Origin of the sequence: Nosocomiicoccus sp. HMSC09A07 (assembly GCF_001808485.1) — a bacterium.
Taxonomy (GTDB): domain Bacteria; phylum Bacillota; class Bacilli; order Staphylococcales; family Salinicoccaceae; genus Nosocomiicoccus; species Nosocomiicoccus ampullae_A.
The window spans coordinates 325,595-350,111 of the sequence record NZ_KV793627.1 but is presented as its reverse complement, the minus strand read 5'-3'; the positions used below and the strand labels follow the sequence as shown (position 1 = coordinate 350,111).

Genomic DNA, 24,517 nt, shown 5'->3' with positions numbered 1-24,517 from the left:
TTAGGATATTTAACAAAAATCGAATCACATGCGCGAAATATGTTAGATAAAAAATTATAATTAACAAAAATTGAGGCGCAGGACCTAAATTTGTTAGATAAATCGATATATCTAACAAAATCCAAATTTTTTTGTTAATTATATCCATAAGAAGATGAACTAATACACTTTAAAGGTTATAACTCAACGATCCAACGCCAATCTAACACGCACCTCATCGAATTTACAAAAATCCAATTCATATTGTGTTCATATTCACTATGTATAGTTTGAATTAAAGGTAAAACAACATTTGGAGGCAATTATGAAGAGTTATAGTAAAACGTTATTAAGATTTTCTGCAGCTTTTGGACTGATGGGTGCATTTATGGGTGCACATATGGCGGGCTCTGGTGGTTATGAACTTCGACCGATCCACGCACATATTTTAGTCGTCGGTTGGCTAAGTTTATTTTCTTTCGCGATGTATTATAGAGTATTTCATCAAAAAGAAAGTTTCCTTGCGAAGTTACATGTATGGACGGCAATTATTGGGACTGTTTTGTTAACACTCGGCATGTGGTTCCAGTTTGTGAATCCATTTAGTTTCCCGGATACTGTATCACTCATTATTTATATTATCGGTGGATCAGTTTTATTGATTAGCTATATACTATTTTTTGTTTTAACGTTAATGAATAAAGAATAATTCTTATCCTTTAGCATGTGCTAAAGGATTTTTTATTGTGTGAGAACTTTTATTTAGTATAATAATGACAAATAGAAAGGAGTAGTTGTATGAATTTCAATGAAATTGTAAATCAGTATAAAGATAAAATACTGGAGGATTTAAACGGTCTTCTTTCGATTGAAAGTGTTCGTACAGAAGCTAAGCCAGATGCACCTGTCGGTGAAGGACCGAAAGAAGCATTAATGTATATGCTCTCTTTAGGTGACCGTGACGGAATGGATACGAAAGTTGTCGATAATTTAGCAGGCCATATTGAACTCGGTAGCGGTGAAAAGCTATTCGGTATTCTCGGACATGTTGACGTCGTTCCCGCTGGAACAGGTTGGGACTCTAATCCGTTTGAACCGGTGATTAAAGATGATATTATTTATGCGCGCGGTGTCCAAGACGATAAAGGACCAACTATCGCAGCTTATTACGCAATGAAGATTTTAAAAGATCTTGAAGTACCATTAAATCAGCGTGTGCGTTTAATCATAGGTACGGACGAAGAGTCTGATTGGTTATGTACAGATGCATATTTTAAAAATGAAGAAATGCCAGATTCAGGATTTGCACCAGATGCTGAGTTTCCAGTCATTCATGGTGAAAAGGGTATTACGACGTTTGACATCGTGTTTAAAAGCGATGAAGATGCGTATGGGGATATTGTACTAAATACATTCACGTCAGGTGATCGATACAATATGGTACCTGAATCAGCGACGGCGAATTTAACTGTAAAAGATGTTGAAAAATTAAAACAGTCATTTGAATCGTTTTTAGATGAAATGCGTCTAAAAGGTGAATTCTCTGAAGATGGTAATACAGTAAGTATTACTGTGTTCGGAAAAAGTGCACACGGTTCAACACCTCTTGAAGGTAAAAATGCAGGAATTGAATTACTACGATTCTTAAAAGTTATTCCAATCGATGCACGTGCACATAAGTTCGTGTCATTTTACGACAGATATATTGAAGACAATTATGACGGTAAATTATTTGATATGGACTTTAACCATGACGAAATGGGTGAAACGTCAGTCAATACAGGAATCATTCGTTATGATTTAAACGATAAAAGTTATTTCGGTGTGAACTTACGTTATCCAATGGGAATGGACTTTAAAGCGTCACTAAATGCACTTAAAAACGATGTAGAAGTATACGGTGTTTCAATCGAAAACGTAAATGATCAAGTGCCGCATTATGTCGAAAAAGATTCTCCGCTCGTTAAAGTATTAACTGAAACATATCGTAAACATGTCGATGATGACACTGAACCATTCACAATCGGTGGTGGAACGTATGCGCGTGTACTAAAAAATGGTGTAGCGTACGGTGCGATGTTTAAAGATACAAAAGATACAATGCACCAAGCGAATGAGCAAATGAAAGTAGAAGAACTTTTATTAGCGACAACGATCTATTTAGAAGCACTATATGAAATTCTTGTAAACGGTAAATTAGAAAAATAATATTTATGATAGACAGACGATCGGTCTGTCTATTTTTATTAATTTTTTAAAATGTGTTAAATCAGAACGTACATTCGTTTAACAAAACTTAACTTTAATTAACAAAAAAATAACATTTATAACATTGGTCGCTTAAGCACTTATTAATTAAGATATAACAGCAGTTGGCAAAATATAGCGTCATTTTTACCTTGAATTTAGTTATAAAAGTGGATAGTATTTTAAATACAACTAATCGTGCGCTAATTAAAAAATTTACTTAGCGCTTTTTTTAATGAAACGTTTATGAAGAGAAAGTGAGGTGAACACGGTGGAGCATTTTTATCAGCTAGGGTGGACGTTAGACCCTATTGGTGGCTCGTCTAGCGATGCGTATAAGGCAGAGATTAATGGCGACAAATTCTTTTTAAAACGTAATACAAGCCCGTTTATTACGATGCTATCAGTAGAAGGAATCGTACCTAAACTCGTTTGGACAAAACGTATCGAAACAGGCGAAGTTGTTACCGCTCAACATTGGAAAAACGGTAGATGTTTAACCGATGAAGAAATGAACTCTGACCGTGTCGCTTCACTTATGCGTAAAATTCATTCATCGGATAAATTACTTAACACGCTAGAGCGTCTCGGGATGCAACCGATGTTACCAGAATTATTATTAAACAGAATCGAATCCTCACTTTCACCAAAAATTAACGCGCATAAAACAGTAAGAAAAGCGATCAAATATTTAAATAATAAAATTCCACATATCGATTCTGAATTTTGTAGAGTATGTCACGGAGATGTCAATAATCAAAACTGGTTGTTATCTGATGAAGACGAACTATTTTTAGTAGACTGGGAAGGTGCGATGATCGCCGACCCTGCAATCGATATCGGAATGATTCTATATACGTATGTCGATTTTAAAGATTGGAAAAATTGGTTATCTAAATACGGAAAATCACTCGATCATGATTTTAGACAGCGTATGAAGTGGTATACACTCATTCAATGTTTAACGATGATTCAGTGGTACGAAGACCGTAAAAGATATAAAGAAATGAACCATTGGATTATTTTTTTAAATGATATTTTAGAGAAAGATATGATGGTATAGAGGTAAGTACATTGAGAATGCGAAACAAGCCATGGGCAATGGACTATTTAACTGAAAATAGTCATATTGTCGACGTAGATGGTACATATAAAACAAAAATTAAAGAGTACTTTGGTAATGATAACGACATTCATATCGAAGTTGGTACTGGAATGGGTCAGTTTATAACGACTCTTGCAAAACAAAATCCACATATTAACTATGTCGGAATTGAAATTGAGAAAAACGTACTCATTCGTGTTTTAGAGAAAGTGTTAGAAGAGGGGCTGACAAACGTTCGTCTGCTTTTATATGATGCGAATCTATTAGACGAGTATTTTAATAAAGATGAAGTGTCTAAAATATATTTAAACTTCTCTGATCCGTGGCCTAAAAACCGTCACGAAAAGAGACGTCTCACGTATAAATCATTTTTAAAACAATATAAATCTATATTAAAAGATGATGGAGTATTGCAATTTAAAACGGATAATAGAGGTTTATTTGAATATAGTTTAGTTTCATTAAATAATTTTAAAACGGAATTTTTAGAAGTGAACTTAGATTTACATGCAGATGAAGATGAAGATAACATTCGAACTGAGTATGAAGAGAAATTCAGTCAAAAAGGATTTAATATATATAAAATAGTTGTAAAATTTTAGCACCTTTAAAAAGGTGCTTTTTTGATAGTTCCGGTAATTACAATTGTTTGATAAAATGGATAATAATAAAACATGAAGATTACTGAACAGTAATCTCCATGATTTCACCAGTGTACTTATTCGCTGTGAAGTTGTACTTTTGAAGTTTGTCGCCTTGTTCAACGTGAACGACACCATTTAGTACTTTCTTATCTTGACCAAAGCTTTCATTGTTAGAATTGTTATAGTCAACAGATACAAAAGAAATGCCGTCAAATTGTAAGTAAAGATTATCTAAGACCTTGTCAACATTGATCGTACGTCTAGCGATGACATATAGTACAACAGGTACAATTGTTACAACGCTTAAGACAATTGTCCAAAAAGTTCGTTTTGACATTATGGTAGCCTCCCTTTCTGTTAGTCTACCATAATCAACAATAAATATAAATTTAGAAGGGAAGTTTTTTTCAGATGGAAATCAGTCAAAAAACACTACAACGAATGAAAGAGTTAACGGAACTTCACGGCGCTCCTGGCTTTGAAGATTTAGTGCGCAATTATTTGCGTGAGAATTTTGAAGCGTTTGGCGTCGAATATATTAATGACGGTTTAGGTGGCATTTTTGCTGTTAAAAAATCAAAAAATGAAAACGCTCCTAACGTTTTAGTTGCTGGTCATATGGATGAAGTAGGATTTATGGTTACTGAAATTACAGACAATGGATTTTTAAAGTTCACACCACTCGGTGGGTGGTCAGAAGACGTATTACTCAGCCAAAAGATGTCAGTGAGAACGAATGATAATAAAGAGTTAACAGGTGTAATTGGTAGTGTGCCAATTCACTTTAGACGTGGTGAATCGAAAGACTCAGGTACAAAAATTAAAGACATGTTATTAGATATTGGTGCAGACTCTAAAGAAGAAGCACTTGAGATGGGTGTAAATATCGGGGATTCAATCGTGCCAAATGTTCAATTTGAACAACTTACTGAAAACAAATTGTTAGCAAAAGCATGGGATAACCGATACGGTTGTTTAATCGCTTTAGAAGTGCTTGAAGCTTTAAAAGATGTTGAACTTGATTGTAACTTATATATCGGTGCGAACGTTCAAGAAGAAGTAGGCTTAAGAGGAGCTAAAGCGAGCGCAAATTTAATTCAACCAGACGTTGCATTTGTCGTTGACTGTTCACCAGCAAACGATATGCTCGGTAAAAAAGATGATCTCGGTAAACTTGGAGAAGGTACATTACTTAGAATTAAAGACGGTACGATGATCCTTGGCAAACCAATGAGAGATTATTTACTTCAAACTGCAGATAAGCACGATGTGAAATATCAATATTATTTATCTCCAGGTGGAACAGACGCTGGAAGCATTCACGTGTCTAATGACGGAGTGCCAAGCGCGGTCGTTGGAATTTGCTCAAGATATATTCATACGAACCATTCGATTATTCATAAAAATGACTACTTAGAAGCGAAAAAGTTTTTAATCGAACTTGTTAAAGGTATTAATAGCGAAAAAGTTAAGGAGTTAAGAGGGTGAAGGGGTTATTAAAGCGCTGGTTCATCGACGGGATGAGCTTTATGGCGCTCGGTCTATTTTCTTCTTTACTTATTGGTCTTATTATTAAGACGATTGGGACGTATATCCCAGCATTCAGTGGTTTAATTCCTGTTGGAGAACTTGCGATGAGTTTAACTGGTGCAGCAATTGGTGCGAGTATTGCATACGGGTTAAAAGCACATCCACTCGTCGTATTTTCAGCAGTGACAGTCGGTTATAGTGCTTATGAATTCGGAGGCGTAGCTGGAAGTTTTATTGCTGTTTTAGTCGCAACTGAACTATCAAGACTATATGCCGGTCGTACGAAATTAGATATATTAATTTCTCCAATTTTCACGATTGTTATCGGATTTTTAGTCGGTAAATTTGTTGGTCCATTTATATCAAAATTAATGTTATCGCTCGGTTCGTTTGTGAACTTTGCGGTTGAACAAAACCCATTTATTATGGGGATGCTCGTCGCATTAGTATTCGGAATTACATTAACAGCACCAATTTCTAGTGCAGCATTAGCGGTAATGATCGATATTAACGGGCTTGCAGCAGCTGCAGCAGCAGTTGGATGTTGTTGTCATATGGTCGGTTTAGCACTGATGAGTTATAAAGATAATGGATCATCAGGGGTGTTATCGATTGGGCTTGGAACTTCAATGTTACAAGTAGCGAATATCATTAAAAATCCGTGGATTATATTACCACCGTCAATCGCAAGTGTGATTATCGCACCGATTATGACAGTGTTTTTCCCGATGCAAAACAATAGTGCAGGTGCAGGTATGGGGACGAGTGGACTCGTTGGTCAAATAATGGCAATTGAAACAATGGGGCCAAGTATGACAACATATATAATGATAATCATATTCCACATCCTACTTCCAGGAGCAGTAACGTATGCATTTTATAAGTTACTCATGAGTATGAAACTTATTAAACCTGGAGATCAAGTACTTAATTTAGGGAATCAATAACGGAGGCATTTCATGAATGTTACTGAATTAAAAGATAAAGTATTAAAAAAACTCGATGAAACGGATCTACAATACGATAGTCGTTTCAATCGAAAAGAAGAAATTTTAAGAATTGAACGCCAAGATAACCATAAAGGAGTGGACGTTCAACTAAACAAATTACTCCAAAAAGCAACGAAATCTGAAGAAATCATCGATGAAATTGTCTACTACGTATCTGAAACTTTAACGCGTATGGCAGATACGAAAGAAGTGACAAATGAAGGAATGATTTATCCAGTTGTACGTAGTACAAGCTTTCCAAAAGAAGCAAAAGATGGTAAGAAATTCATATTCGATGAGCATACTGCAGAAACTGTTATTTTTTACGCACTCGACCATGGACGTTCATACGAGTTAATCGATGAATCATTACTTGAAACATTAGGTCTTAAAAAAGAAGCGCTAAAAGAAAAAGCATTTAATAATTTAAAGACACTTGACATTAAGTATAAGAAAGAAACAGTTCAAGAAAATGACTTTTATTTCATAAGCCATAGAGACGGTTATGATGCATCGAGAATTTTAAACGAAGAATTTTTAAACGATTTTCATAGCAAACTAGAAGGCGAAATGATGATTGGTTTACCACATCAAGACGTGTTAATTATCGTCGACGTTAAAAATGAAGTCGGCTATGATATTATGGCTCAAATGATGATGCAGTATTTTGCAGAAGGTTTAACGCCAATTACGAGCTTAAGCTTTAGCTATCGTCATAAAAAATTAGAACCGGTATTTATTCTCGGTAAAGCAAAGAATTATAATAAAAACAAAAAGTAACAAGGTGAATTTAAATGAAGTTAACATACAACAAAAACATTGGAGATGTCCTTCTCGTATCATTAAAGGGAAGCGATAATTTCGAAACGAAAGATTTCGACGGGTATACAACGATTGTCGATAACGATGAGTTACTCGGCTTAAACATATTTAATGCAAGTGAAACATTTACTGAAGAAGAACTTACAGAGTTAAACGAAGAGTCAATCGTAGAAAAAATTAATGAAATTATCAAAGATGATCTTGGTGAAATCAATCCAGATTTATCACCAAAATTCGTTGTTGGATTTGTAAAAGAATGTAAACCACATGAAGATGCAGATCGATTAAACGTAACGACTGTAGACGTAGGAGATGAAGAACTACAAATCGTCTGTGGTGCACCAAACGTCGACAAAGGACAAAAAGTTGTCGTGGCTAAAGTCGGTGCTTTTATGCCGAATGGATTATATATTAAACCATCTGAACTTCGAGGTGTGAAATCTAATGGGATGATTTGCTCTAAAAAAGAGTTAAACCTAGAAGATGACGGAGTAAGAGGTATTTACGTATTAGATGATAATTACGAAGTTGGTCAATCGTTTTTTAAATAATAGGAGGGGATTAGGATGCGTAGAAGATCAAGGAATAGATTTCAAGATCGAACATTTAGCAATCAGACGATCGATGATATGAAACTTAATAAACGTTTTCCTTTTCCATTTGAGTTATCTGAAGAAGAACAAGACATTCCGAAACAAGAGAAGAAACAAGAGTCTCGTTATACTGAAAGACGTACGGTAAAGCGTCCTTCGAGTCAAACGATTACGAAAGCACGCGTCGTACCTTCAGCAATTCATGGAACGAAGAACCCGTATCGCCGTGAATATGATGAAACTGCAGAATATAGACGAAAATTTGAACATCATCAATCTCCAATTATTCGAGATATCGTTAAAAAGCGTAAAGAAAAAGAAGAGAAAGAACGTCTGCGTAAAGAACGATTAAAACAAGAACGTAAAGTTGAAGAGAAGAAGCGTCCAATCGAAATGAAGCAACCTGAAACAACAAACAAAGAAAAAGCATTACCTGTTCAAGCTGAACGTAAACTCGGGCCAAGTAAGACGTTACCACCGATAAGTATATTAGGAATAGAACAAGATCAAAACTTCGTTAAGCATGATGACGAAAACCTTGAGTCTATAAATGCAATTATTAAACAGGTGGGTATAGAAGGAAAAGTAGTTGAATACTTTTCAAACGGTATCGTCGGTTCTTATTCGATTCAACTCGATAGACATTTTAAATTGTCCAAAATTGAAGATGTGAAAGCGCAGTTAGAGGGTGCCTTAAATAAAAAGGTGCGTATCATTACTGAAGTGCTCGGAAATAATAACATTCAAATTGAATTTCCACTGGAAAAACCAAGTGAAATTTATTTTAAATCTCTATTTTTAAATAGTAGTTTAAAATTAAGAAAAAATGACTATAGATTTGCACTTGGCAAAACAGTGGATAATCGTATTTTTACGTATGAGTTAAGAAAAGCAGGCCATACATTAATATATGGTAATGAAGAAAAAAGAACGGAAATTATTGACAGTATGCTCGTCTCGTTATTAATGAATCATAGTAGTGATTCATTTCAATTTAAAGTAATTTCTGATTCGAAAGAATTCGATACTTTCAATTCGCTCCCTCATTCGTTTAGTGAAAGAAAATCAGTATACGATACTGATGCATTTAATGATATAATAGATGAGTTAAACAGCAGAAACATTCAGTTTAGAAGGGCACACGTACGTAACATTCAAAGTTTTAACACACGTGTGAAGCAAGAATCGAGAAAGAGTACGATAGTTATATATATTGACGACTTTGATAGAATACTCGAGCGAAATAATCCCGAAGTGATTCGTCATATTTTGCAAATTCTAAAGCAAGGTAAAGCATTAGGCATACATTTAGTCATGAATCACACGAAAACTGACGTTGGAATTAGATACCAACTTCTGAGTTTAATGCAAACTAAAATTTCTTATTACGATGAGAAAAGTAGTGTTATTGATGGTGCGGATAAGTTATTTGAGGGCAATGATTGTCTCGTCACAATTAGTACTTCAAACCGACCAGTACGCCTGAATATGAGTACAGTAAAAGCGGAAGTTTTAAGCAACATCATCAACTACTTATCAGATAGAAGCGATGAAAGTAAGGTGTAATTGTGAAGAAATATCACTTCATTGGAATTAAAGGTGCAGGGATGAGTGCACTTGCACAAGTTCTTTTTGATTTAGGTCATGAAGTACAAGGTTCAGACATAACAAGTGAAGTTTTCACGGAGTATCAATTAAAGAAAAAAGGAATTAAAATATTACCATTTTCTGAAGATAATATAGTCGAAGATTTTACGTATATTGCAGGTAATGCGTTTAACGATGACCATGTAGAGATTAAAAAAGCACTTGAAAGTGGATATCCGGTCATCCGCTATCATAAATTCTTATCTGAATTTATGAAAGACTATACGTCAATTGGGGTCACAGGATCTCATGGAAAAACCTCGACAACCGGTTTACTCAGTCACGTTATGAATGGCGATAAAGAAACGACGTATTTAATTGGAGACGGTACAGGTGTTGGTAAAAAAGAAGCGGATTACTTTGCATTTGAATCGTGCGAATATCGTCGTCACTTTTTAGCGTATCATCCGGACTATGCAATTATAACGAATATCGATTTTGACCACCCAGATTATTTTAAAGATGTTGAAGACGTCGTCAGTGCGTTTCAGTCGATGGCAAACCACGTGACAAAAGCAGTAGTTGCGTATGGAAATGATCCATATATCAATGAAATAAAAGTCGATGTTCCGATGTATACGTATGGTATCGATGGGGATTATACAGTCGAAGCTAGAAATGTAGAAGTGGTAGATAACGGCACTTCATTTGATTTATACATTGAAGGCGAATATAAAGATAATTTTATTATTCCGTTATATGGTGATCATTTAATTTTAAATTCACTTGCTGTCATTACAATTTGTTATTTAGAAGGTTTTGATTTCGATAATATTAAAAGTGCTTTTTTAACATATGGTGGCGTTAAACGACGTTTTTCAGAGACGAAATATAAAAGTTATATCGTCGTGGATGACTATGCGCACCACCCGAAAGAAATTGAGGCAACGCTTGAAACAGCACGAAAAAAATATAAGAATCACCAGGTCGTTGCGGTATTCCAACCACATACTTTCTCTAGAACAGAAAAGTTTTTAAATGAATTTGCAGACAGTTTAAAAGAGGCAGACAAAGTTTATATCGTAGATATTTTTGGTTCTGCGAGAGAACAAAGTGGTAATTTATCGAGTGAAGATTTGGTGAATTTAATACCGGGTTCAAAACTGTTAACAGAAGCAAAAATTAAAGAGCTCGATCAATATGAAGATAGTGTCATTATCTTTATGGGTGCAGGAGATATTCAAAAGTACGAAAAAAGATTTACAGAACTTATCTCTTAAACATGTTTACAATGAATTGAATTCGGCTATTAATAAGTTATACACATAAGAACATTTACGGAGGCGTTATTTATGGATTGGAGTATTTTAGGGTGGATTGCACTCGTAGTTGCTGCAGTTGGATTTTTAGTAGCATGTATTGCAGTAGCTGTCGTTTTACTTAGTGTTAAGAAGAACTTAGATTACGTTGCAGAAACACTCGATGGATTAGATGGACAAATTCAAGGAATTACACGTGAGTCAACCGACTTATTACACAAAAGTAATCGTCTAGTTGAAGACGTACAAGGTAAAGTTGAAAAATTAAACTCAGTCGTTGATGCAGTTCAAGGTGTTGGATATTCAGTTCAAAACCTTAACACATCAGTCGATAGAGTGACAAATTCAATTACGACAAACATCTCAGAGAACGAAGAGCAAATTGCACAAGTTGTACAATGGTCAAACGTTGCAATGGAACTTGCTGATAAATGGCAGCAACGTCAGCGTCGTAACAATGCGATAAAAGGTCGCTACTAAGCGAGGGATGTTATATGGAAAAATATGATAGAGATCGACATACACATGGAATTAAACCGTATAGTCCACCAAAACAAAAGAGTAAAAAAGGATTACCACTCGGACTAATTTTCGGTATGATTGTCGGATCTATTTTAGGTCTATTCTTAGCACCAAAATCTGGACAATCACTTCGTGAAGATTTAAAAGATCCAAAAGGTGTATTTGAAGATCAAAAAGATAAAATTGTCGACAAAGTCAAAGTGAAAAAAGCAGAACTCGAAGAAGTTAAACGTATTAAGGACTCGGATCAGGACTTAATGGCCGCTCAAAAACGAGCAATTCGAGAAGATGTTAAAGATGGATATGTAAACAAAGACAGTGTTGATTTATCTAATTTATAAAGTTCAGCTTTTATGCTGAACTTTTTTGATGTTTATTGTTAAATTATTTACATTCTCATTCATTTTCTGTTATGATTATCAATAAACAAAAACGTTTTCATAGGAGGAAAATAAATCATGGCAATTACGATTTATGATGTTGCAAGAGAAGCGAATGTGTCAATGGCTACTGTTTCACGCGTACTTAATGGTAACCCAAACGTTAAGCCAGAAACACGTCGTAAAGTAAAAGACGTCATAGAACGATTAAACTACAAACCGAACGCGGTGGCTAGAGGTCTCGCTAGTAAAAAAACAAAGACGGTTGGGGTAATTATTCCTGACATTTCAGATTTATATTATTCAGCAGTGTTAAGAGGGTTAGAAGACATTGCTGAAATGTATCAATATCAAATCATTATTACAAATACTGATAATGATGCTAAAAAAGAAAAGAATGCGTTTGAAACGTTATTAAGTAATCAAGTGGACGGTATCATCTTTTTAGGTGGAACGGATGACCAAAAAATAATCGATAATATTCAGCGTTCAAATACGCCAGTCGTAGTCTGTGGATATTCTAAAGAAATGTCAATAAACAGAGTAAATGCAAATTATCGTGATGCAATTGCTCGTATTGTAGAAGGGTTTTTTGAGCGCGGCAACAAAAAAATTGCATATGTACAAAGCGGTTACCATAGTGTGTTGGAGACTTTACTCGCAGATAAAATTTGTGAAGTATTAGAAGAGCACAACATAAGTAAAGATAATATGTTTGAGTTTTCAGCAAACACTTATGAAGAGGGTATTGAGCTATTTAATAAAATTCATGAAATTAAAGCAGATGCTGTCATTGCAATATCAGATGAGGTTGCAGGTGGAATCCTTCATGGAACGTTAGATATGAACGTAAAAGTACCTGAAGAATTAGAAATTATAAGTTGTTCTAATACGCGCATTGCATATATGATGCGTCCGAAATTATCAACGATCGCAGTACCTCTATATGATATTGGTGCAGTTGGAATGAGATTACTTACAAAAATTATGAACAACGAAGAAGTCGATGAAAAAGTAACGATGTTACCATTGAAAATTAACTACGCAAAAACAACGCGTGTATAAAGCGATTTATATTTTTAAACTTGAGTTTTATATTAAACTCAAGTTTTTTTATGTTTAATTATAACTTTTATTTGTAGAATAAACACAAGTATATTTCACAATTTTCAGAAAATTTATGATACAATGTTACTAATTGTTTTTAAAAGGAGTGGTGGTTTTTGAGTGAAGTATATAAGCGCTCTTTTTCTGACGGTATAGCAATTGGTTTTGGATATTTACCAGTTGCGATGGCTTTTGGTATTACAGCAAAACCACTCATTGATTTACTGTCTACAACATTAATGAGTGGTTTAAACTACGCAGGTGCAGGGCAATTTTGTTATTCTAAGTACATTTTAATTCTATCGAGTACCATTGAATTTCTTTCAGTAATTTCCGCGCGTCTTGGAATTTCTTGATAATCCTTTAAATCATCTTCCCATTCTTCAGGAAATTCTAATTGAGCGAGTGGTTTATACTGTTCAATAAAATCTTCCGGAAGTCTACCTTTTGGTGGGGTGATATTTTTAATAGCAAGCCAAACATACGCCCACATTCTAGGGACGACTTGCCAAATGTTATAACCACCGCCTCCTAGAGCGAGTAGTTTACCATTTGCATATTTATCAGCAATTTCATTAACGATTTTAGGAATCTCTTCGTAAGATTTAGACGTTAAAGATAAATGTGTCATCGGGTCTCGATAATGCGCATCTACACCGTTCACATGTACGATAATCGTCGGTTTAAATGATCTAGCGGCAATTTCGATACTCTGTTTAAAAACGTCTAAAAATGAATCGTCTTCGGTAAAGGCATCAACAGGTAAATTCACGCTAAACCCGAAGCCTTGTCCTGTACCGCGTTCAGTTACTAAACCAGTACCAGGGAATAAATAACGTCCCGTTTCATGAATAGAGTATGTCATAATCTCATTTGAGTCATAAAACGTGAATTGTACACCGTCTCCATGATGCGCATCGGTATCTATATAAAGGACACGCTCATTATATTTTTCTTTTAAATATTGGCATACAATCGCTGCATCATTATAGACACAAAATCCACTCGCTTTACCAGTAAATCCGTGGTGAAGTCCTCCTCCGAGAGAAGCAACTTTATCCGCTTTACCTTGCATAATCAAATCTGCGCCAGTCAAACTCGCACCGACGAGCATGCTACATTTCTCATGCATATTTTCAAATTGAGGGGTGTCTTCTGTATTTAAACCATAGTTTGCAAGTTCTCTTTTTGTAATGTTATTATGGCCTGCACGTTTAACAGCGTCGACATAGTCTTTTGTGTGAACGAGTAAAATTTCTTCTTCAGTAGCGACGCGCGGAGTTACAATTTCTTCATCGCTTAAAAAGTGAGCCGCTTTTAATAAATCTGTCGTCATCTTTAATCGCATCTGATTAAATGGGTGTGTATCATTAAAGCGATATTTAAGTAACTCATCATCATACACATAAAGTGCACGCATCTTTTTAACCTCTATTTAATGGGTCGACGACGTCATATCCCATTTCTTCGAGTTTGTTTATAACAAACATCGGATTCATAGCGTTAATTTTTATGACGACAAATTTATGGCCTTCTTTTTCAGTATTATCAAATATTGTGATGGATACAGCAACAATATTTAAATCATATAGTATTTTACCGATATCATAGACGATTCCTGGACGGTCGAGTACATCAATTTCGATAATTGAGCCAGGTATTTTCATACCAGTGATTTCGATAAATGCTTCCATAATATCTGTTTGTGTAATAATTCCAACGAGTTTTTTTGATTGGATCACACAAATCGCACCGACGTCGAATTCTAAAAAGTCGACTGCGAGTTCTTCTACGAAATCTCTTGGACTCGTAAACATGACACGTGTTTTCATAATATCTTCTAGTGGATGGTGGATAGTCGTTTCACTATGAGTATTTAAAATCGAAGGTAGTGCGAGATTGATATCTTTATCCGTCACTAATCCGACGACTTCTTCATTTTCAACGATTGGAATATGTCGAATGTGGTGTTCGTTTATTAAATTTAAAGCATCATTGATCGTATCCTTCGGAGAGAGCGTTTTCACATCTCTCGTCATAATTCGGCTAACTAACATACATATCCTCCTTAAAAAAAGTATCGGTGTTTAAATCGAATCTCATCAAATATAAGTTGTTGCTCGGTCGTAATATGTTTTCCAACTCTTGCCATTAAAGTATTCGCAGGATGACTTGTAATTTCAGGGTCGTTTGTCATATATACTTCAAATCCTGCAACGGCCATTAAATTAATCATTAATTGTTTATAGTCGTAAACGTCTAATCCTGTTCCTTTTAAATCCCAGTGCCAATAATACTCAGTCGTTAAAACGATATAATTTTCCATATACTCATCCATCATCGACAATTTCAGCATGTTTTGGCCAATTCTTAAATTTCGGTATGAATCAGACACTTCAACTGCACCGAGTTCTAATATAAAAGGGTGGTTACCTTCACTCCATCTTTCAAACTCATCAGGTCTATGAAACGTAACGTAACCGATAATATTATTATCTACACGCGCAACGATGATACGACCTTCTTCTAAACTTGCGATTTCTTTTATTGCTTCAAATTGATCGTTTGGTCTTCTAAATGCATTTAAATGTTCGTCAAAAGTATACGTATTTAGCGCTTCTTCACTCACAGGACCTTCGATTATAATCGTTTGGCTATTTTTTTCGTATTCCATTTTAAAATAATTTTTTATATGCTCCAACATATCACCTCAAATCACAATATATGTCTAGTTATTTATATTATACATGAATAATTTTTATATTTATGTCTAAATGCGATTGAAAATTCGAACGAAACCGTTGAAATTCCTAAAAATAACAGATAAGATTATAAGTAACGTCAAAAGAAAGCGTTTTACTTAAATTTTAGGAGTGAATGTAATGAATTACGAAATCTATAAATCTGTAGATAAAAGTTCGAATATGGGACCTTACGAAGAAACAGTTAAAAACTTTTCGTGGGAAGAAGTAAAAAAACATTTTACATGGTATGAAACTAACAAAGTAAACATCGCATATGAAGCAATTGATCGTCACGTTAACGAAGGATATGGTGACAAAGTAGCATTACACTATAAAGACGATTCTGGCGTTTCATCATTTACTTTTAAAGAGATGAAAGAAAAATCTAATAAAGCTGCAAATATGCTTAAGAGTAAAGGTGTTCAAAAAGGAGACCGTGTATTTATCTTTATGCCAAGATCGCCTGAATTATATTTTGTATTACTCGGTGCAGTGAAACTTGGTGCGATTGTTGGACCATTATTTGAAGCATTTATGGAGAAGGCTGTCGTTGACCGATTAGAAGACTCAGAAGCGAATTATTTAATTACGACTTCTGATTTATTAGAGCGAGTACCTTATAAAGAGATCGATACACTAAAACACGTATTTGTCGTCGGAGAAGACGTTAGTGAAGATGAAAAACTCTTAGATTTTAAACAGTTATTTGACGAAGCATCAGATGAATGTGACATCGAATGGGTAGATTTAGAGGACGGATTGATTTTACATTATACGAGTGGTTCAACTGGCTCACCAAAAGGTGTATACCACGTTCATAATGTGATGGTTCAACAATATATTTCAGCGAAATATGTGACGGATATTAAAGAAGACGATGTATACTGGTGTACAGCTGACCCAGGATGGGTAACTGGAACGAGTTATGGTATTTTTGGACCGTGGTTAAACCGCGCGACAAACGTTATCGTCGGAGGACGTTTCTCACCAGATGCATGGTATTCAGCACTTGAAGAGTTAAAAGTGACAATTTGGTATTCAGCACCGACAGCATTCCGTATGTTAATGGGAGCTGGAGACGAAGTTATAAAAAATTACGACCTTAGCCATTTAAGACATTTACTATCTGTTGGTGAACCACTGAATCCAGAAGTCATTAAATGGGGAGATAAAGTATTCAACTTAAGAATTCACGATACGTGGTGGATGACTGAAACAGGAGCACATATGATCGTTAACTTCCCCTCAATGGATATAAAAGCTGGATCTATGGGTAAACCATTACCAGGTGTAGAAGCGGCAATCATTGACGACAACGGTGAAGTCTTACCGCCAAACCGTATGGGTAACTTAGCAATGAAAGCACCTTGGCCATCTATGATGCGCGATATATGGAACAACCACGAGAAGTATAAATCGTACTTTATTGGTGATTGGTACGTTTCAGGTGACTCAGCATTTATAGATGAGGACGGGTACTTCTTCTTCCAAGGACGTGTAGACGACGTCATTATGACAGCTGGGGAAAGAGTTGGACCGTTTGAAATTGAATCTAAGCTTGTTGAGCATGAAGCGGTAGAAGAGGCTGGAGTTATCGGTAAACCAGATCCAGTACGTGGTGAAATCGTTAAAGCATTTATCGCATTACGTGAAGGTTATGAACCGACGGACGAGTTAAAAGAGGAAATTCGTAACTTCGTAAAACTTGGTCTCGCAGCACATGCAGCACCACGTGAAATTGAATTTAAAGATAAATTACCAAAAACACGTAGTGGTAAAATTATGAGACGTGTATTAAAAGCTTGGGAGTTAAACTTAGATGCTGGTGACTTATCAAGTATGGATGATGATTAACATTAAAGCAGCAGCAAATTCTGCTGCTTTTGTTATGTGGATTCCGCTAATGATTTTTAGAGAAATGTTAGTGATGGCACATAAGTGAATTTTATGTAATAATAATCATTAGAAAGATTGAGTTAAATCTTAAAAAAAATATTCTTGTTGGGAGATGTAAAAGAATGGCACATTTAACAGACCAAGAGATTGCTGCTAAAGCAACATTACAACCAATTGAAGAAATTGCTCAAAAAGCAGGTATTCCTGAAGATGCAATAGAACTTCATGGTAAGTATAAAGCAAAAGTAGACATCAAAAATCTCGTTGGAAATGAAGAGGATTCAAAACTAGTACTCGTAACAGCTATGAACCCTACACCAGCTGGTGAAGGTAAATCAACTGTTACTGTTGGGCTAGCAGATGCATTCAATAAACTAGGTGAAAAGGTTATGGTTGCATTACGTGAACCATCACTTGGGCCAGTAATGGGTATTAAAGGTGGAGCTACTGGTGGTGGACACGCTCAAGTGTTACCGATGGAAGAAATCAACCTTCACTTTAACGGTGACTTACACGCGATTACGTCAGCAAACAATACGCTTTCAGCGTTAATCGACAACCACATTCACCAAGGTAACGAGTTAAATATCGACCAAAGAAGAATTACGTGGAAACGTGTCGTAGACATTAACGACCGTGAACTTCGTAACGTCGTTATCGGTTTAGGAGGACCAACTTCAGGTGTTCCACGTGAAGATGGATTTGATATTACTGTAGCAAGTGAAATTATGGCAGTACTTTGCTTAGCGACAGATTTAATGGATCTTAAAGAAAGACTTGGCCGTATCGTATTTGGCTATACGAAAGATAAAAAACCAGTTACAGTTAAAGACTTAAAAGTAGAGGGTGCATTAACACTACTACTTAAAGAAGCGATTAAACCAAACCTTGTTCAAACGATGGAAGGTACACCTGCGTTAATTCACGGTGGTCCATTTGCGAACATTGCACACGGTTGTAACTCATTAATCGCTACAAACACTGCAAGAAAATTATCAGACATCGTAGTAACAGAAGCAGGATTCGGTTCTGACTTAGGTGCTGAGAAGTTTATGGATATTAAAGCACGCTTTGGTAACTTTAAACCAGATGCAATTGTTTTAGTTGCAACAATTCGCGCACTTAAGATGAACGGTGGCGTTGCGAAAACTGATTTAGGTGCAGAAAATCTTGGAGCATTAAAATCAGGTATCGTAAACTTAGAGAAACACATTGAAAACGCACGTAAATTCGGTGTTGAACCAATCGTTGCATTAAACGACTTCGTTACAGATACAGATGCTGAACGTGAATTCGTACTTAACTGGTGTAAAGATCGTGACGTTAAAGTTGCACTTACACAAGTTTGGGAAAAAGGTGGAGAAGGTGGTATTGAGTTAGCGAAACAAGTAAAAGAAGCACTCGAAACACCAAACAACTTTGACTACCTATATGATCTTGAACTTTCAATCCCTGAAAAGATTGAAAAAATCGTTACAGAAGTATACGGTGGAGACGGCGTTAACTTTACAGATAAAGCAAAACGTCAAATCAAAGAAATCGAAGAAAATGGCTGGGGTAACTTCCCAGTATGTATGGCGAAAACTCAGTACTCATTATCAGACGATGAGAAAAAACTCGGTCGTCCAACAGGGTTTACAATTACAGTACGTGAGTTAATTGCTAAAACTGGTGCAGGATTTGTCGTTGCGTTAACAGGTAACGTTATGACAATGCCAGGATTACCAAAAGTACCATCAGCTAACCATATGGATGTTGATGCAGAAGGTAACTCAACAGGATTATTCTAATAAATCTAAGACGTGTACTAATGTACACGTCTTTTTTTGAATCAAAAAAATCCTCCAAGATTATTCTTGGAGGATAAGTTATTTATTCATCATCGTTGTCATCATCTTCGTCGTCTTCTTTATCGTCTTTTCCTTTTTTAAGTGCCTCTTTAATTCTTTTAGGCGCAGAGCCAATACGGTAATAATTGTCGTTTGTTCCTCTTACTGTGCCGCGTAAATCGCTAGCTGATAATTGGTAATCGAAGTCTGCACCGTTACGGTTTAAAACACTTTGATCATTTAAGCCAGATTTCGTAGAAAACTGTGTATGATCAGCAACGAGCCCTGTGACTTGTTTATCCTCACCGCAGTTTCCTTTTTGCATAAGCATTCCACAAAACGTGTCTTCATAAACAGAACTTGGTCGACTGAATTTTTTCCCAGCACCCATTTTTTCACTGTCTACATTTTGTAGAGCACTTGATAACATTTGCCAATTATAAACTGGTAGGTGTCCATCATCTGCTGTACTGTAAACTTGTGGGATATTACTGTCGTAACCCATCCATATACCGAGTGTAACTTCTGGATTGTAAGCAATCATCCACGTATCGATAAATTGCTCAGATGTTCCTGTTTTTGTTGCCCAATCATATGTCGATGAAATCTGATTATAATAACTACTAATATGATACGCAGAACCTGTTCTAAATACTTCTTTTAACATGTCTGTGACTAAGTACGCAGTAGACTCTTTCCATACGTCGTGACTGACTGTTTCATGTTCGTAAATCACTTTTCCAGTTGGATCTGTAATTTTTTCGATCATATAACTATCCGTCATCACTCCGTTATTACCAAAACTAGAAAATGCATTTACTCCATCTTCTACAGTCATGTTGTTCACTCCAAGAGGTAGAGAAGGGATACCGATGTTATTGGCATCAAATAGTGAGTCTGGCATATTTAATCCCATTTTTTCAAGATATTCTCTCGGGTTATGTTTACGAACTTCCGCCCATAGACGTAATGTTGATAAGTTGTACGAGTTCGCAAGTGCATTTTTCACTGATAGTAAACCAAAGTCTTTTTGGTCATAGTTTTGTGGAGAATAGCTTGTGCCTGCTTCAGGGTTATAAATCGAGAACGATTTATCGAGAATGACTGTATCCGGTGCAATAAGTCCTTTATCGACCCCTGGGCCATATACTGCGAGTGGTTTCATCGTAGACCCTGACATACGTGATGTTTGTGTCGCGTGGTTGTTTTCAGATGATTTAAAATCACGTCCACCGATAAAACCTAAAATTGCACCAGTTTTATTATTTTTAAGCATCGCACCGACTTCATGTTTTAATATCTTTTCTTTATCGTTGTTACTAATATCGATAGCATCTAACGAACTACGGTCACCGTAGTAGTAGAATTGATTGTTTTTAACATCTTGCATCGTGTCGTATATTTTTTTGTCGATTGTCGTTTCGATGTGATATCCGTTATTTCTTAACGCATCGTTTGCTTTTTGCGTATACTCTTGATTTAAGAGTGGTGTGATATTTAAGTCTTCTTTTGAAATACCATCCGCTTCTGCTAGGATGTATTTTAATACACCGACTGCACGGCGCTCAATCTCTTCAGTTAAGAATGGATATTTTTGGTTTGGAATTTCAACTGAACTTGTCATATTTTCATATAAGTCATATTCAATTGCTTCGTTATATTCTTCTTCAGTTATTTTTCCTTCAGTAAACATACGATTTAAAACATGCTCTTGACGATTTTTACCAAGTTCACGTTCATCTTCTGGTTTTAACGAACCGTCCACATTAAACGGTGTGTATGCATAAGGGTTTTGTGGTAAACCAGCAATAAAAGCAGCTTCAGCTAAGTTTAAATCTTCAGGATGTTTACCAAAAATCCCTTCTGCTGCACTTTTTAAACCAGCGATGTTTTGACCATTTGCGTTACGGCCAAATGAAACGGCATTTAAATATGAAGTTAAGATCTCATCTTTAGTGAGTAAATCTTCAACTTTAAATGCGAGCAGTAACTCAGATGCTTTACGTTTAAACGTCGGATCATTAGTCAGTAATTGGTTTTTAACGAGCTGCTGAGTGAGTGTACTACCACCTGTACCTTCACCACTCGAAATAACTTCTTGTAAAGAAGCACGAATGAAGGCTTTCGGTACGACACCGTTATGCTCATAGAAGTTCTCGTCTTCTGTTACGATTAACGCATCGATGACATTTTCAGGAATGTCTTCAAATTTAATCGACTCTCTAATTAAATCGGATTTTAACGTACCGAGGTTTTCACCAGATGCAAATGATACATTTGTACTTTCAGTAACGTCTTTTAGTTTAACTTCGATTTCTTCATTCGTATAATCATCACCATTATTTACAAGAGCTGCAAAATATCCAAGCCCTACACTAAATAACAAGATTCCAAGTAGTGATAATGAGAGTATCGTAAATAGTAAAACATTCCACACTGTATCGTATGTCGTATTAAACAAGAAACTAAGCGGATGTTTAGTTTCTTTAAAGCGACGTGATATATTTTTAATACGTGATTTAAATGAATCACCTTGTATTTTATTGTGTGTTTTATCTTGACGTGTAAATAATTGCTTAAAGCGATTAACAAAATTATTCTTTTTCATTACGACCTCCTGTTGACAGAATTATATCATAATTTGACATATACTTAACAAGGATTGTATTATTTAATCATTGATATTATAATATTTAGTAACAAAACTTAATATATTGAAATGTAAGAGAAGTAATTTTAAGCTAACTGTTCAGAGAATGTGTGGGTGGTGAGAACACATCAGTGACTTAAAACGAATACACTTACGTAAATATTTCAAAGCGAGAGCTTCATCTATTAGAGTAAAATTTATGGTGGTACCGTGTTCAGCACCCATACAGTGATGTATGGGTGTTTTTTATATACAAAGGAGAGAATATAATGAGTGAATTAATTCAAGATTTAAAATGGCGTGGGTTATTATACCAAGTGACAAATGAAGAAAACATTGAAAAGTTAGTAGAAAACGAAACAGTTTCATTATACTGTGGAACGGATCCAACAGCAGATAGTTTACACATTGGGCATTTAGTACCATTTTTAGTATTAAAAAGATTTCAGCAATATGGACATCGCCCAGTCGTACTCGTCGGTGGAGGAACAGGTCGCGTTGGAGACCCATCTTTTAAAGCATCAGAACGTGATTTAATTTCTGAAGATGATTTAAACAAAAACATCGCAGGTATTGAAGCGCAACTGCGTCGTATTTTTAATTTTGATAGTGGTAAAGAAACAGATGCAATTTTAGTAAACAACTACGACTGGTTAAAGGATATTAGTTTAATTTCTTTCTTAAGAGATTACGGTAAGCACGTTGGTGTCAACTACTTACTCGCTAAAGATGCGATTCAGTCACGTTTAGAAACGGGAATTTCTTTTACGGAGTTTACGTACAACATAATTCAAGCAATCGACTTTTTACATTTAAGACAAACGTATAACGTTAAAATCCAAGTCGGTGGCTCTGACCAGTGGGGGAATATCGTTTCAGGTATTGACTTAATGCGTCGTATTGAAGGCATTACGGATGCTGAAGGTTTAACGATCCCATTAGTGACAAAATCTGATGGTTCTAAGTTCGGTAAATCTGAAGGTGGAAACATCTGGCTAGATGCTGAAAAAACGTCACCTTATGAATTTTATCAGTTCTGGTTTAACCAAAATGATGAAGATGTCATTCATTTCTTAAAAGTATTTACATTCTTATCAAAAGAAGAAATCGAAGCGCTTGAAGAGAGTGTTAAAACTGAACCTCATTTACGTAAAGCACAGCGTGCACTCGCTGAAGAGATGATCAAAATTATTCACGATGAAGCAGCATTAGAAGAAGCGTTACGTATCACTGAAGCGTTATTTAGTGGAAACATTAAAGAGTTATCTGGTAAAGAACTAAAAGACGCGATGAAAAACGCACCGCAAGCGACAGTAGAAAACACGGAACATCCACTTGTGAATTTACTCGTCGACGCTAAAATTTCACCGAGCCGTCGTCAGGCACGTGAGGATATTAAAAACGGTGCAATTTATATAAATGGTGAGCGTGAACAAGACGTGGATTACACAGTGACTTCTAAAGACTTTTTAGAAGGGGATTTAATCGTATTTAGACGCGGTAAGAAAAAGTATACAGTCGTATACTTTGAGTAATATGAAACATAATCATCGAAAAGAAGACATATATTTTGATCATGAGTTAAACGCATGGATTATAAACGATGCAGTAATTGCCAAAGATATTTTAAAAAATCCGTCATTTACTGCGTTTAGAAAAAGTAAGCAAATAGAATCGATTCATACATCACAATATAATAAAGATGTTATGAAAGAATTTTATAATCACTGGCTGATGTATCAAAAAGAAGGTATCGATCACACAAATATGAAGCGTTCGGTACAACGTGCGTTAAATCAGTCGATCGCTCTACTATCAAAATCAAGTGTCGACGCGAGTCATTTATCTTTAACAAAAGAACAGATTAATGTAGTTATTGATATATCCGTTCCATTTTTATATAGTTATTTACCAAGGTTTTACGGCATATCAAAAATGGATTATAAAAATCTACTCGATATAGGCGTTCCGTTAATCGATTATATTATGTTGGATAATCAAGATGGGGACGAGATTGTAAAATCGATTCATAAAACACGTAACTACTTAATCGATCTTATAAATAAAAAGAAACTCGATCCAAATGGTTTTGTATGGAAATTGCTTGAAGAAGCGGGACAAACAATGGAAGTCATAGATATATTATTAAATATGATTATCGACGGACATCGACCGTTTTTAAGTAGTGTGAATGCACTTATATATCATACGTTAAATAATAAAGACATGACCTTTAAAGTAAAAGACGTATTAAGAGAATATCCACCGTTTCCGTACATTCGTAGAGTGTGTGTAAACGATACGAAGTATCACGATGTCATAATAAAAGAAGACCAGCACGTATTACTGATGATTCAAAACATAAATACAGATATGAATCGTTATGGTCTGACATTTGGTCACGGGATTCATTATTGTCTTGGTGTAGTAATTGTGACGCTCGGTTTAGAAAGACTTTATAAACAGTTAGACGTTTTGAAGGACTATACAATTAAAGAATATAAATGGTCGAGAACGTTTAGTTTTAATGAACTTACAATTTTAGATATAGAAAAGAGACTTCCATAGTTTGGA

23 protein-coding genes are annotated in these 24,517 nt (G+C 35.4%); 18 read left to right on the top strand and 5 right to left on the bottom strand.

Annotation, left to right across the window (positions count from 1 at the left end):
* Window positions 1–304 precede the first annotated feature (304 nt).
* From HMPREF3177_RS02495 to trmB, 4 genes are all read left to right on the top strand, one after another.
* Window positions 305–688: a hypothetical protein gene (locus HMPREF3177_RS02495; protein WP_179853845.1), complete on the top strand. Its 384-nt coding sequence runs from the start codon at window positions 305–307 to the stop codon at window positions 686–688.
* Window positions 689–777: 89 nt separating this feature from the next.
* A complete protein-coding gene (gene pepV / locus HMPREF3177_RS02490; protein ID WP_070456884.1) occupies window positions 778–2,187 on the top strand; it encodes a dipeptidase PepV in 1,410 nt (469 codons plus the stop codon).
* Window positions 2,188–2,497: 310 nt separating this feature from the next.
* On the top strand, window positions 2,498–3,289 hold the full coding sequence (locus tag HMPREF3177_RS02485; RefSeq protein ID WP_040928500.1) for a phosphotransferase family protein: 792 nt from the start codon (window positions 2,498–2,500) through the stop codon (window positions 3,287–3,289).
* An 11-nt stretch (window positions 3,290–3,300) separates the two neighbouring features.
* On the top strand, window positions 3,301–3,933 hold the full coding sequence (trmB, locus tag HMPREF3177_RS02480) for a tRNA (guanosine(46)-N7)-methyltransferase TrmB (protein ID WP_070456881.1): 633 nt from the start codon (window positions 3,301–3,303) through the stop codon (window positions 3,931–3,933).
* 79 nt (window positions 3,934–4,012) lie between these two features.
* Here the strand turns inward: trmB and HMPREF3177_RS02475 are convergent, their stop codons facing one another.
* Entirely contained in the window at window positions 4,013–4,312 is a 300-nt protein-coding gene (locus HMPREF3177_RS02475) for a hypothetical protein (RefSeq protein ID WP_040928499.1), read from the bottom strand.
* Window positions 4,313–4,386: 74 nt separating this feature from the next.
* Here HMPREF3177_RS02475 and HMPREF3177_RS02470 point away from each other — a divergent pair, with 74 nt between their 5' ends.
* The 10 genes from HMPREF3177_RS02470 to HMPREF3177_RS08355 all read left to right on the top strand — a co-directional run bounded on the left by HMPREF3177_RS02470 (window position 4,387) and on the right by HMPREF3177_RS08355 (window position 13,180).
* Complete coding sequence (locus HMPREF3177_RS02470; RefSeq protein WP_068130924.1) at window positions 4,387–5,463, top strand: M42 family metallopeptidase; 1,077 nt, start codon at window positions 4,387–4,389, stop codon at window positions 5,461–5,463.
* Window positions 5,460–6,452 (top strand): PTS sugar transporter subunit IIC, encoded by a 993-nt coding sequence (locus HMPREF3177_RS02465; RefSeq protein WP_070456876.1) that lies wholly within the window; start codon window positions 5,460–5,462, stop codon window positions 6,450–6,452. Before HMPREF3177_RS02470 ends, HMPREF3177_RS02465 begins: the two co-directional genes overlap by 4 nt.
* 12 nt (window positions 6,453–6,464) lie before the next feature.
* Window positions 6,465–7,274: a DUF1444 family protein gene (locus HMPREF3177_RS02460; protein ID WP_070456873.1), complete on the top strand. Its 810-nt coding sequence runs from the start codon at window positions 6,465–6,467 to the stop codon at window positions 7,272–7,274.
* Between the two features lie 14 nt (window positions 7,275–7,288).
* Window positions 7,289–7,867 carry a YtpR family tRNA-binding protein gene (gene ytpR, locus HMPREF3177_RS02455; RefSeq protein WP_070456870.1) on the top strand — a complete coding sequence of 193 codons (579 nt, stop codon included), beginning with the start codon at window positions 7,289–7,291 and terminating at the stop codon, window positions 7,865–7,867.
* 15 nt (window positions 7,868–7,882) lie between these two features.
* Window positions 7,883–9,475 carry a DNA translocase FtsK gene (locus HMPREF3177_RS02450; protein ID WP_070456867.1) on the top strand — a complete coding sequence of 531 codons (1,593 nt, stop codon included), beginning with the start codon at window positions 7,883–7,885 and terminating at the stop codon, window positions 9,473–9,475.
* A 2-nt stretch (window positions 9,476–9,477) separates the two neighbouring features.
* A complete protein-coding gene (murC, locus tag HMPREF3177_RS02445; RefSeq protein ID WP_083286828.1) occupies window positions 9,478–10,776 on the top strand; it encodes a UDP-N-acetylmuramate--L-alanine ligase in 1,299 nt (432 codons plus the stop codon).
* 72 nt (window positions 10,777–10,848) lie between these two features.
* The gene (locus tag HMPREF3177_RS02440) at window positions 10,849–11,295 is read left to right on the top strand and encodes a DUF948 domain-containing protein (protein ID WP_040928491.1); all 447 of its coding nucleotides are present in this window, start codon (window positions 10,849–10,851) and stop codon (window positions 11,293–11,295) included.
* A 14-nt stretch (window positions 11,296–11,309) separates the two neighbouring features.
* On the top strand, window positions 11,310–11,678 hold the full coding sequence (locus HMPREF3177_RS02435) for a YtxH domain-containing protein (protein ID WP_068130896.1): 369 nt from the start codon (window positions 11,310–11,312) through the stop codon (window positions 11,676–11,678).
* A 117-nt stretch (window positions 11,679–11,795) separates the two neighbouring features.
* Complete coding sequence (locus HMPREF3177_RS02430; protein ID WP_070456864.1) at window positions 11,796–12,782, top strand: LacI family DNA-binding transcriptional regulator; 987 nt, start codon at window positions 11,796–11,798, stop codon at window positions 12,780–12,782.
* 158 nt (window positions 12,783–12,940) lie between these two features.
* Window positions 12,941–13,180 carry an ABC transporter permease family protein gene (locus HMPREF3177_RS08355; protein ID WP_083286827.1) on the top strand — a complete coding sequence of 80 codons (240 nt, stop codon included), beginning with the start codon at window positions 12,941–12,943 and terminating at the stop codon, window positions 13,178–13,180.
* On the opposite strand, the gene HMPREF3177_RS02425 is transcribed toward HMPREF3177_RS08355, so the two are convergent.
* Genes HMPREF3177_RS02425 through HMPREF3177_RS02415 form a run of 3 tightly spaced genes read right to left on the bottom strand, consistent with a single transcriptional unit; the run spans window position 13,102 to window position 15,525 of the window.
* On the bottom strand, window positions 13,102–14,244 hold the full coding sequence (locus tag HMPREF3177_RS02425; protein ID WP_070456861.1) for an acetoin utilization protein AcuC: 1,143 nt from the start codon (window positions 14,242–14,244) through the stop codon (window positions 13,102–13,104). The two genes, HMPREF3177_RS08355 and HMPREF3177_RS02425, sit on opposite strands and share 79 nt — an antisense overlap.
* A gap of 4 nt (window positions 14,245–14,248) precedes the next feature.
* Window positions 14,249–14,881 carry a CBS and ACT domain-containing protein gene (locus HMPREF3177_RS02420; RefSeq protein ID WP_068130884.1) on the bottom strand — a complete coding sequence of 211 codons (633 nt, stop codon included), beginning with the start codon at window positions 14,879–14,881 and terminating at the stop codon, window positions 14,249–14,251.
* Window positions 14,882–14,892: 11 nt separating this feature from the next.
* Window positions 14,893–15,525 carry a GNAT family N-acetyltransferase gene (locus tag HMPREF3177_RS02415; RefSeq protein WP_070456858.1) on the bottom strand — a complete coding sequence of 211 codons (633 nt, stop codon included), beginning with the start codon at window positions 15,523–15,525 and terminating at the stop codon, window positions 14,893–14,895.
* Window positions 15,526–15,706: 181 nt separating this feature from the next.
* Between HMPREF3177_RS02415 and acsA the strand changes: the two genes are divergently transcribed.
* Together acsA and HMPREF3177_RS02405 are read left to right on the top strand one after the other, a co-directional pair.
* A complete protein-coding gene (gene acsA, locus HMPREF3177_RS02410; RefSeq protein ID WP_070456856.1) occupies window positions 15,707–17,422 on the top strand; it encodes an acetate--CoA ligase in 1,716 nt (571 codons plus the stop codon).
* 164 nt (window positions 17,423–17,586) lie between these two features.
* Window positions 17,587–19,254, top strand: a complete 1,668-nt coding sequence (locus HMPREF3177_RS02405; protein WP_070456853.1) for a formate--tetrahydrofolate ligase — start codon at window positions 17,587–17,589, stop codon at window positions 19,252–19,254.
* A gap of 82 nt (window positions 19,255–19,336) precedes the next feature.
* Here HMPREF3177_RS02405 and HMPREF3177_RS02400 read toward each other — a convergent pair whose 3' ends face one another.
* Window positions 19,337–21,901: a transglycosylase domain-containing protein gene (locus tag HMPREF3177_RS02400; RefSeq protein ID WP_070456850.1), complete on the bottom strand. Its 2,565-nt coding sequence runs from the start codon at window positions 21,899–21,901 to the stop codon at window positions 19,337–19,339.
* Window positions 21,902–22,209: 308 nt separating this feature from the next.
* On the opposite strand from HMPREF3177_RS02400, the gene tyrS reads away from it, so the two are divergent.
* Together tyrS and HMPREF3177_RS02390 are read left to right on the top strand one after the other, a co-directional pair.
* A complete protein-coding gene (gene tyrS, locus HMPREF3177_RS02395) occupies window positions 22,210–23,478 on the top strand; it encodes a tyrosine--tRNA ligase (RefSeq protein WP_070456986.1) in 1,269 nt (422 codons plus the stop codon).
* 1 nt (window position 23,479) lies between these two features.
* On the top strand, window positions 23,480–24,511 hold the full coding sequence (locus HMPREF3177_RS02390; protein WP_070456847.1) for a hypothetical protein: 1,032 nt from the start codon (window positions 23,480–23,482) through the stop codon (window positions 24,509–24,511).
* Window positions 24,512–24,517: the final 6 nt, after the last annotated feature.

Bases quoted from the DNA above. Each gene is read 5' to 3' on its own strand.
- HMPREF3177_RS02450 (WP_070456867.1), top strand. From the start codon at position 7,883: ATGCGTAGAAGATCAAGGAATAGATTTCAAGATCGAACATTTAGCAAT.
- ytpR (WP_070456870.1), top strand. From the start codon at position 7,289: ATGAAGTTAACATACAACAAAAACATTGGAGATGTCCTTCTCGTATCA.
- HMPREF3177_RS02405 (WP_070456853.1), top strand. From the start codon at position 17,587: ATGGCACATTTAACAGACCAAGAGATTGCTGCTAAAGCAACATTACAA.
- HMPREF3177_RS02460 (WP_070456873.1), top strand. From the start codon at position 6,465: ATGAATGTTACTGAATTAAAAGATAAAGTATTAAAAAAACTCGATGAA.
- HMPREF3177_RS02435 (WP_068130896.1), top strand. From the start codon at position 11,310: ATGGAAAAATATGATAGAGATCGACATACACATGGAATTAAACCGTAT.
- HMPREF3177_RS02400 (WP_070456850.1), bottom strand. From the start codon at position 21,901: ATGAAAAAGAATAATTTTGTTAATCGCTTTAAGCAATTATTTACACGT.
- HMPREF3177_RS02390 (WP_070456847.1), top strand. From the start codon at position 23,480: ATGAAACATAATCATCGAAAAGAAGACATATATTTTGATCATGAGTTA.
- HMPREF3177_RS02475 (WP_040928499.1), bottom strand. From the start codon at position 4,312: ATGTCAAAACGAACTTTTTGGACAATTGTCTTAAGCGTTGTAACAATT.
- pepV (WP_070456884.1), top strand. From the start codon at position 778: ATGAATTTCAATGAAATTGTAAATCAGTATAAAGATAAAATACTGGAG.
- HMPREF3177_RS02430 (WP_070456864.1), top strand. From the start codon at position 11,796: ATGGCAATTACGATTTATGATGTTGCAAGAGAAGCGAATGTGTCAATG.
- acsA (WP_070456856.1), top strand. From the start codon at position 15,707: ATGAATTACGAAATCTATAAATCTGTAGATAAAAGTTCGAATATGGGA.
- HMPREF3177_RS02440 (WP_040928491.1), top strand. From the start codon at position 10,849: ATGGATTGGAGTATTTTAGGGTGGATTGCACTCGTAGTTGCTGCAGTT.
- HMPREF3177_RS02470 (WP_068130924.1), top strand. From the start codon at position 4,387: ATGGAAATCAGTCAAAAAACACTACAACGAATGAAAGAGTTAACGGAA.
- HMPREF3177_RS02495 (WP_179853845.1), top strand. From the start codon at position 305: ATGAAGAGTTATAGTAAAACGTTATTAAGATTTTCTGCAGCTTTTGGA.
- HMPREF3177_RS02420 (WP_068130884.1), bottom strand. From the start codon at position 14,881: ATGTTAGTTAGCCGAATTATGACGAGAGATGTGAAAACGCTCTCTCCG.
- HMPREF3177_RS02425 (WP_070456861.1), bottom strand. From the start codon at position 14,244: ATGCGTGCACTTTATGTGTATGATGATGAGTTACTTAAATATCGCTTT.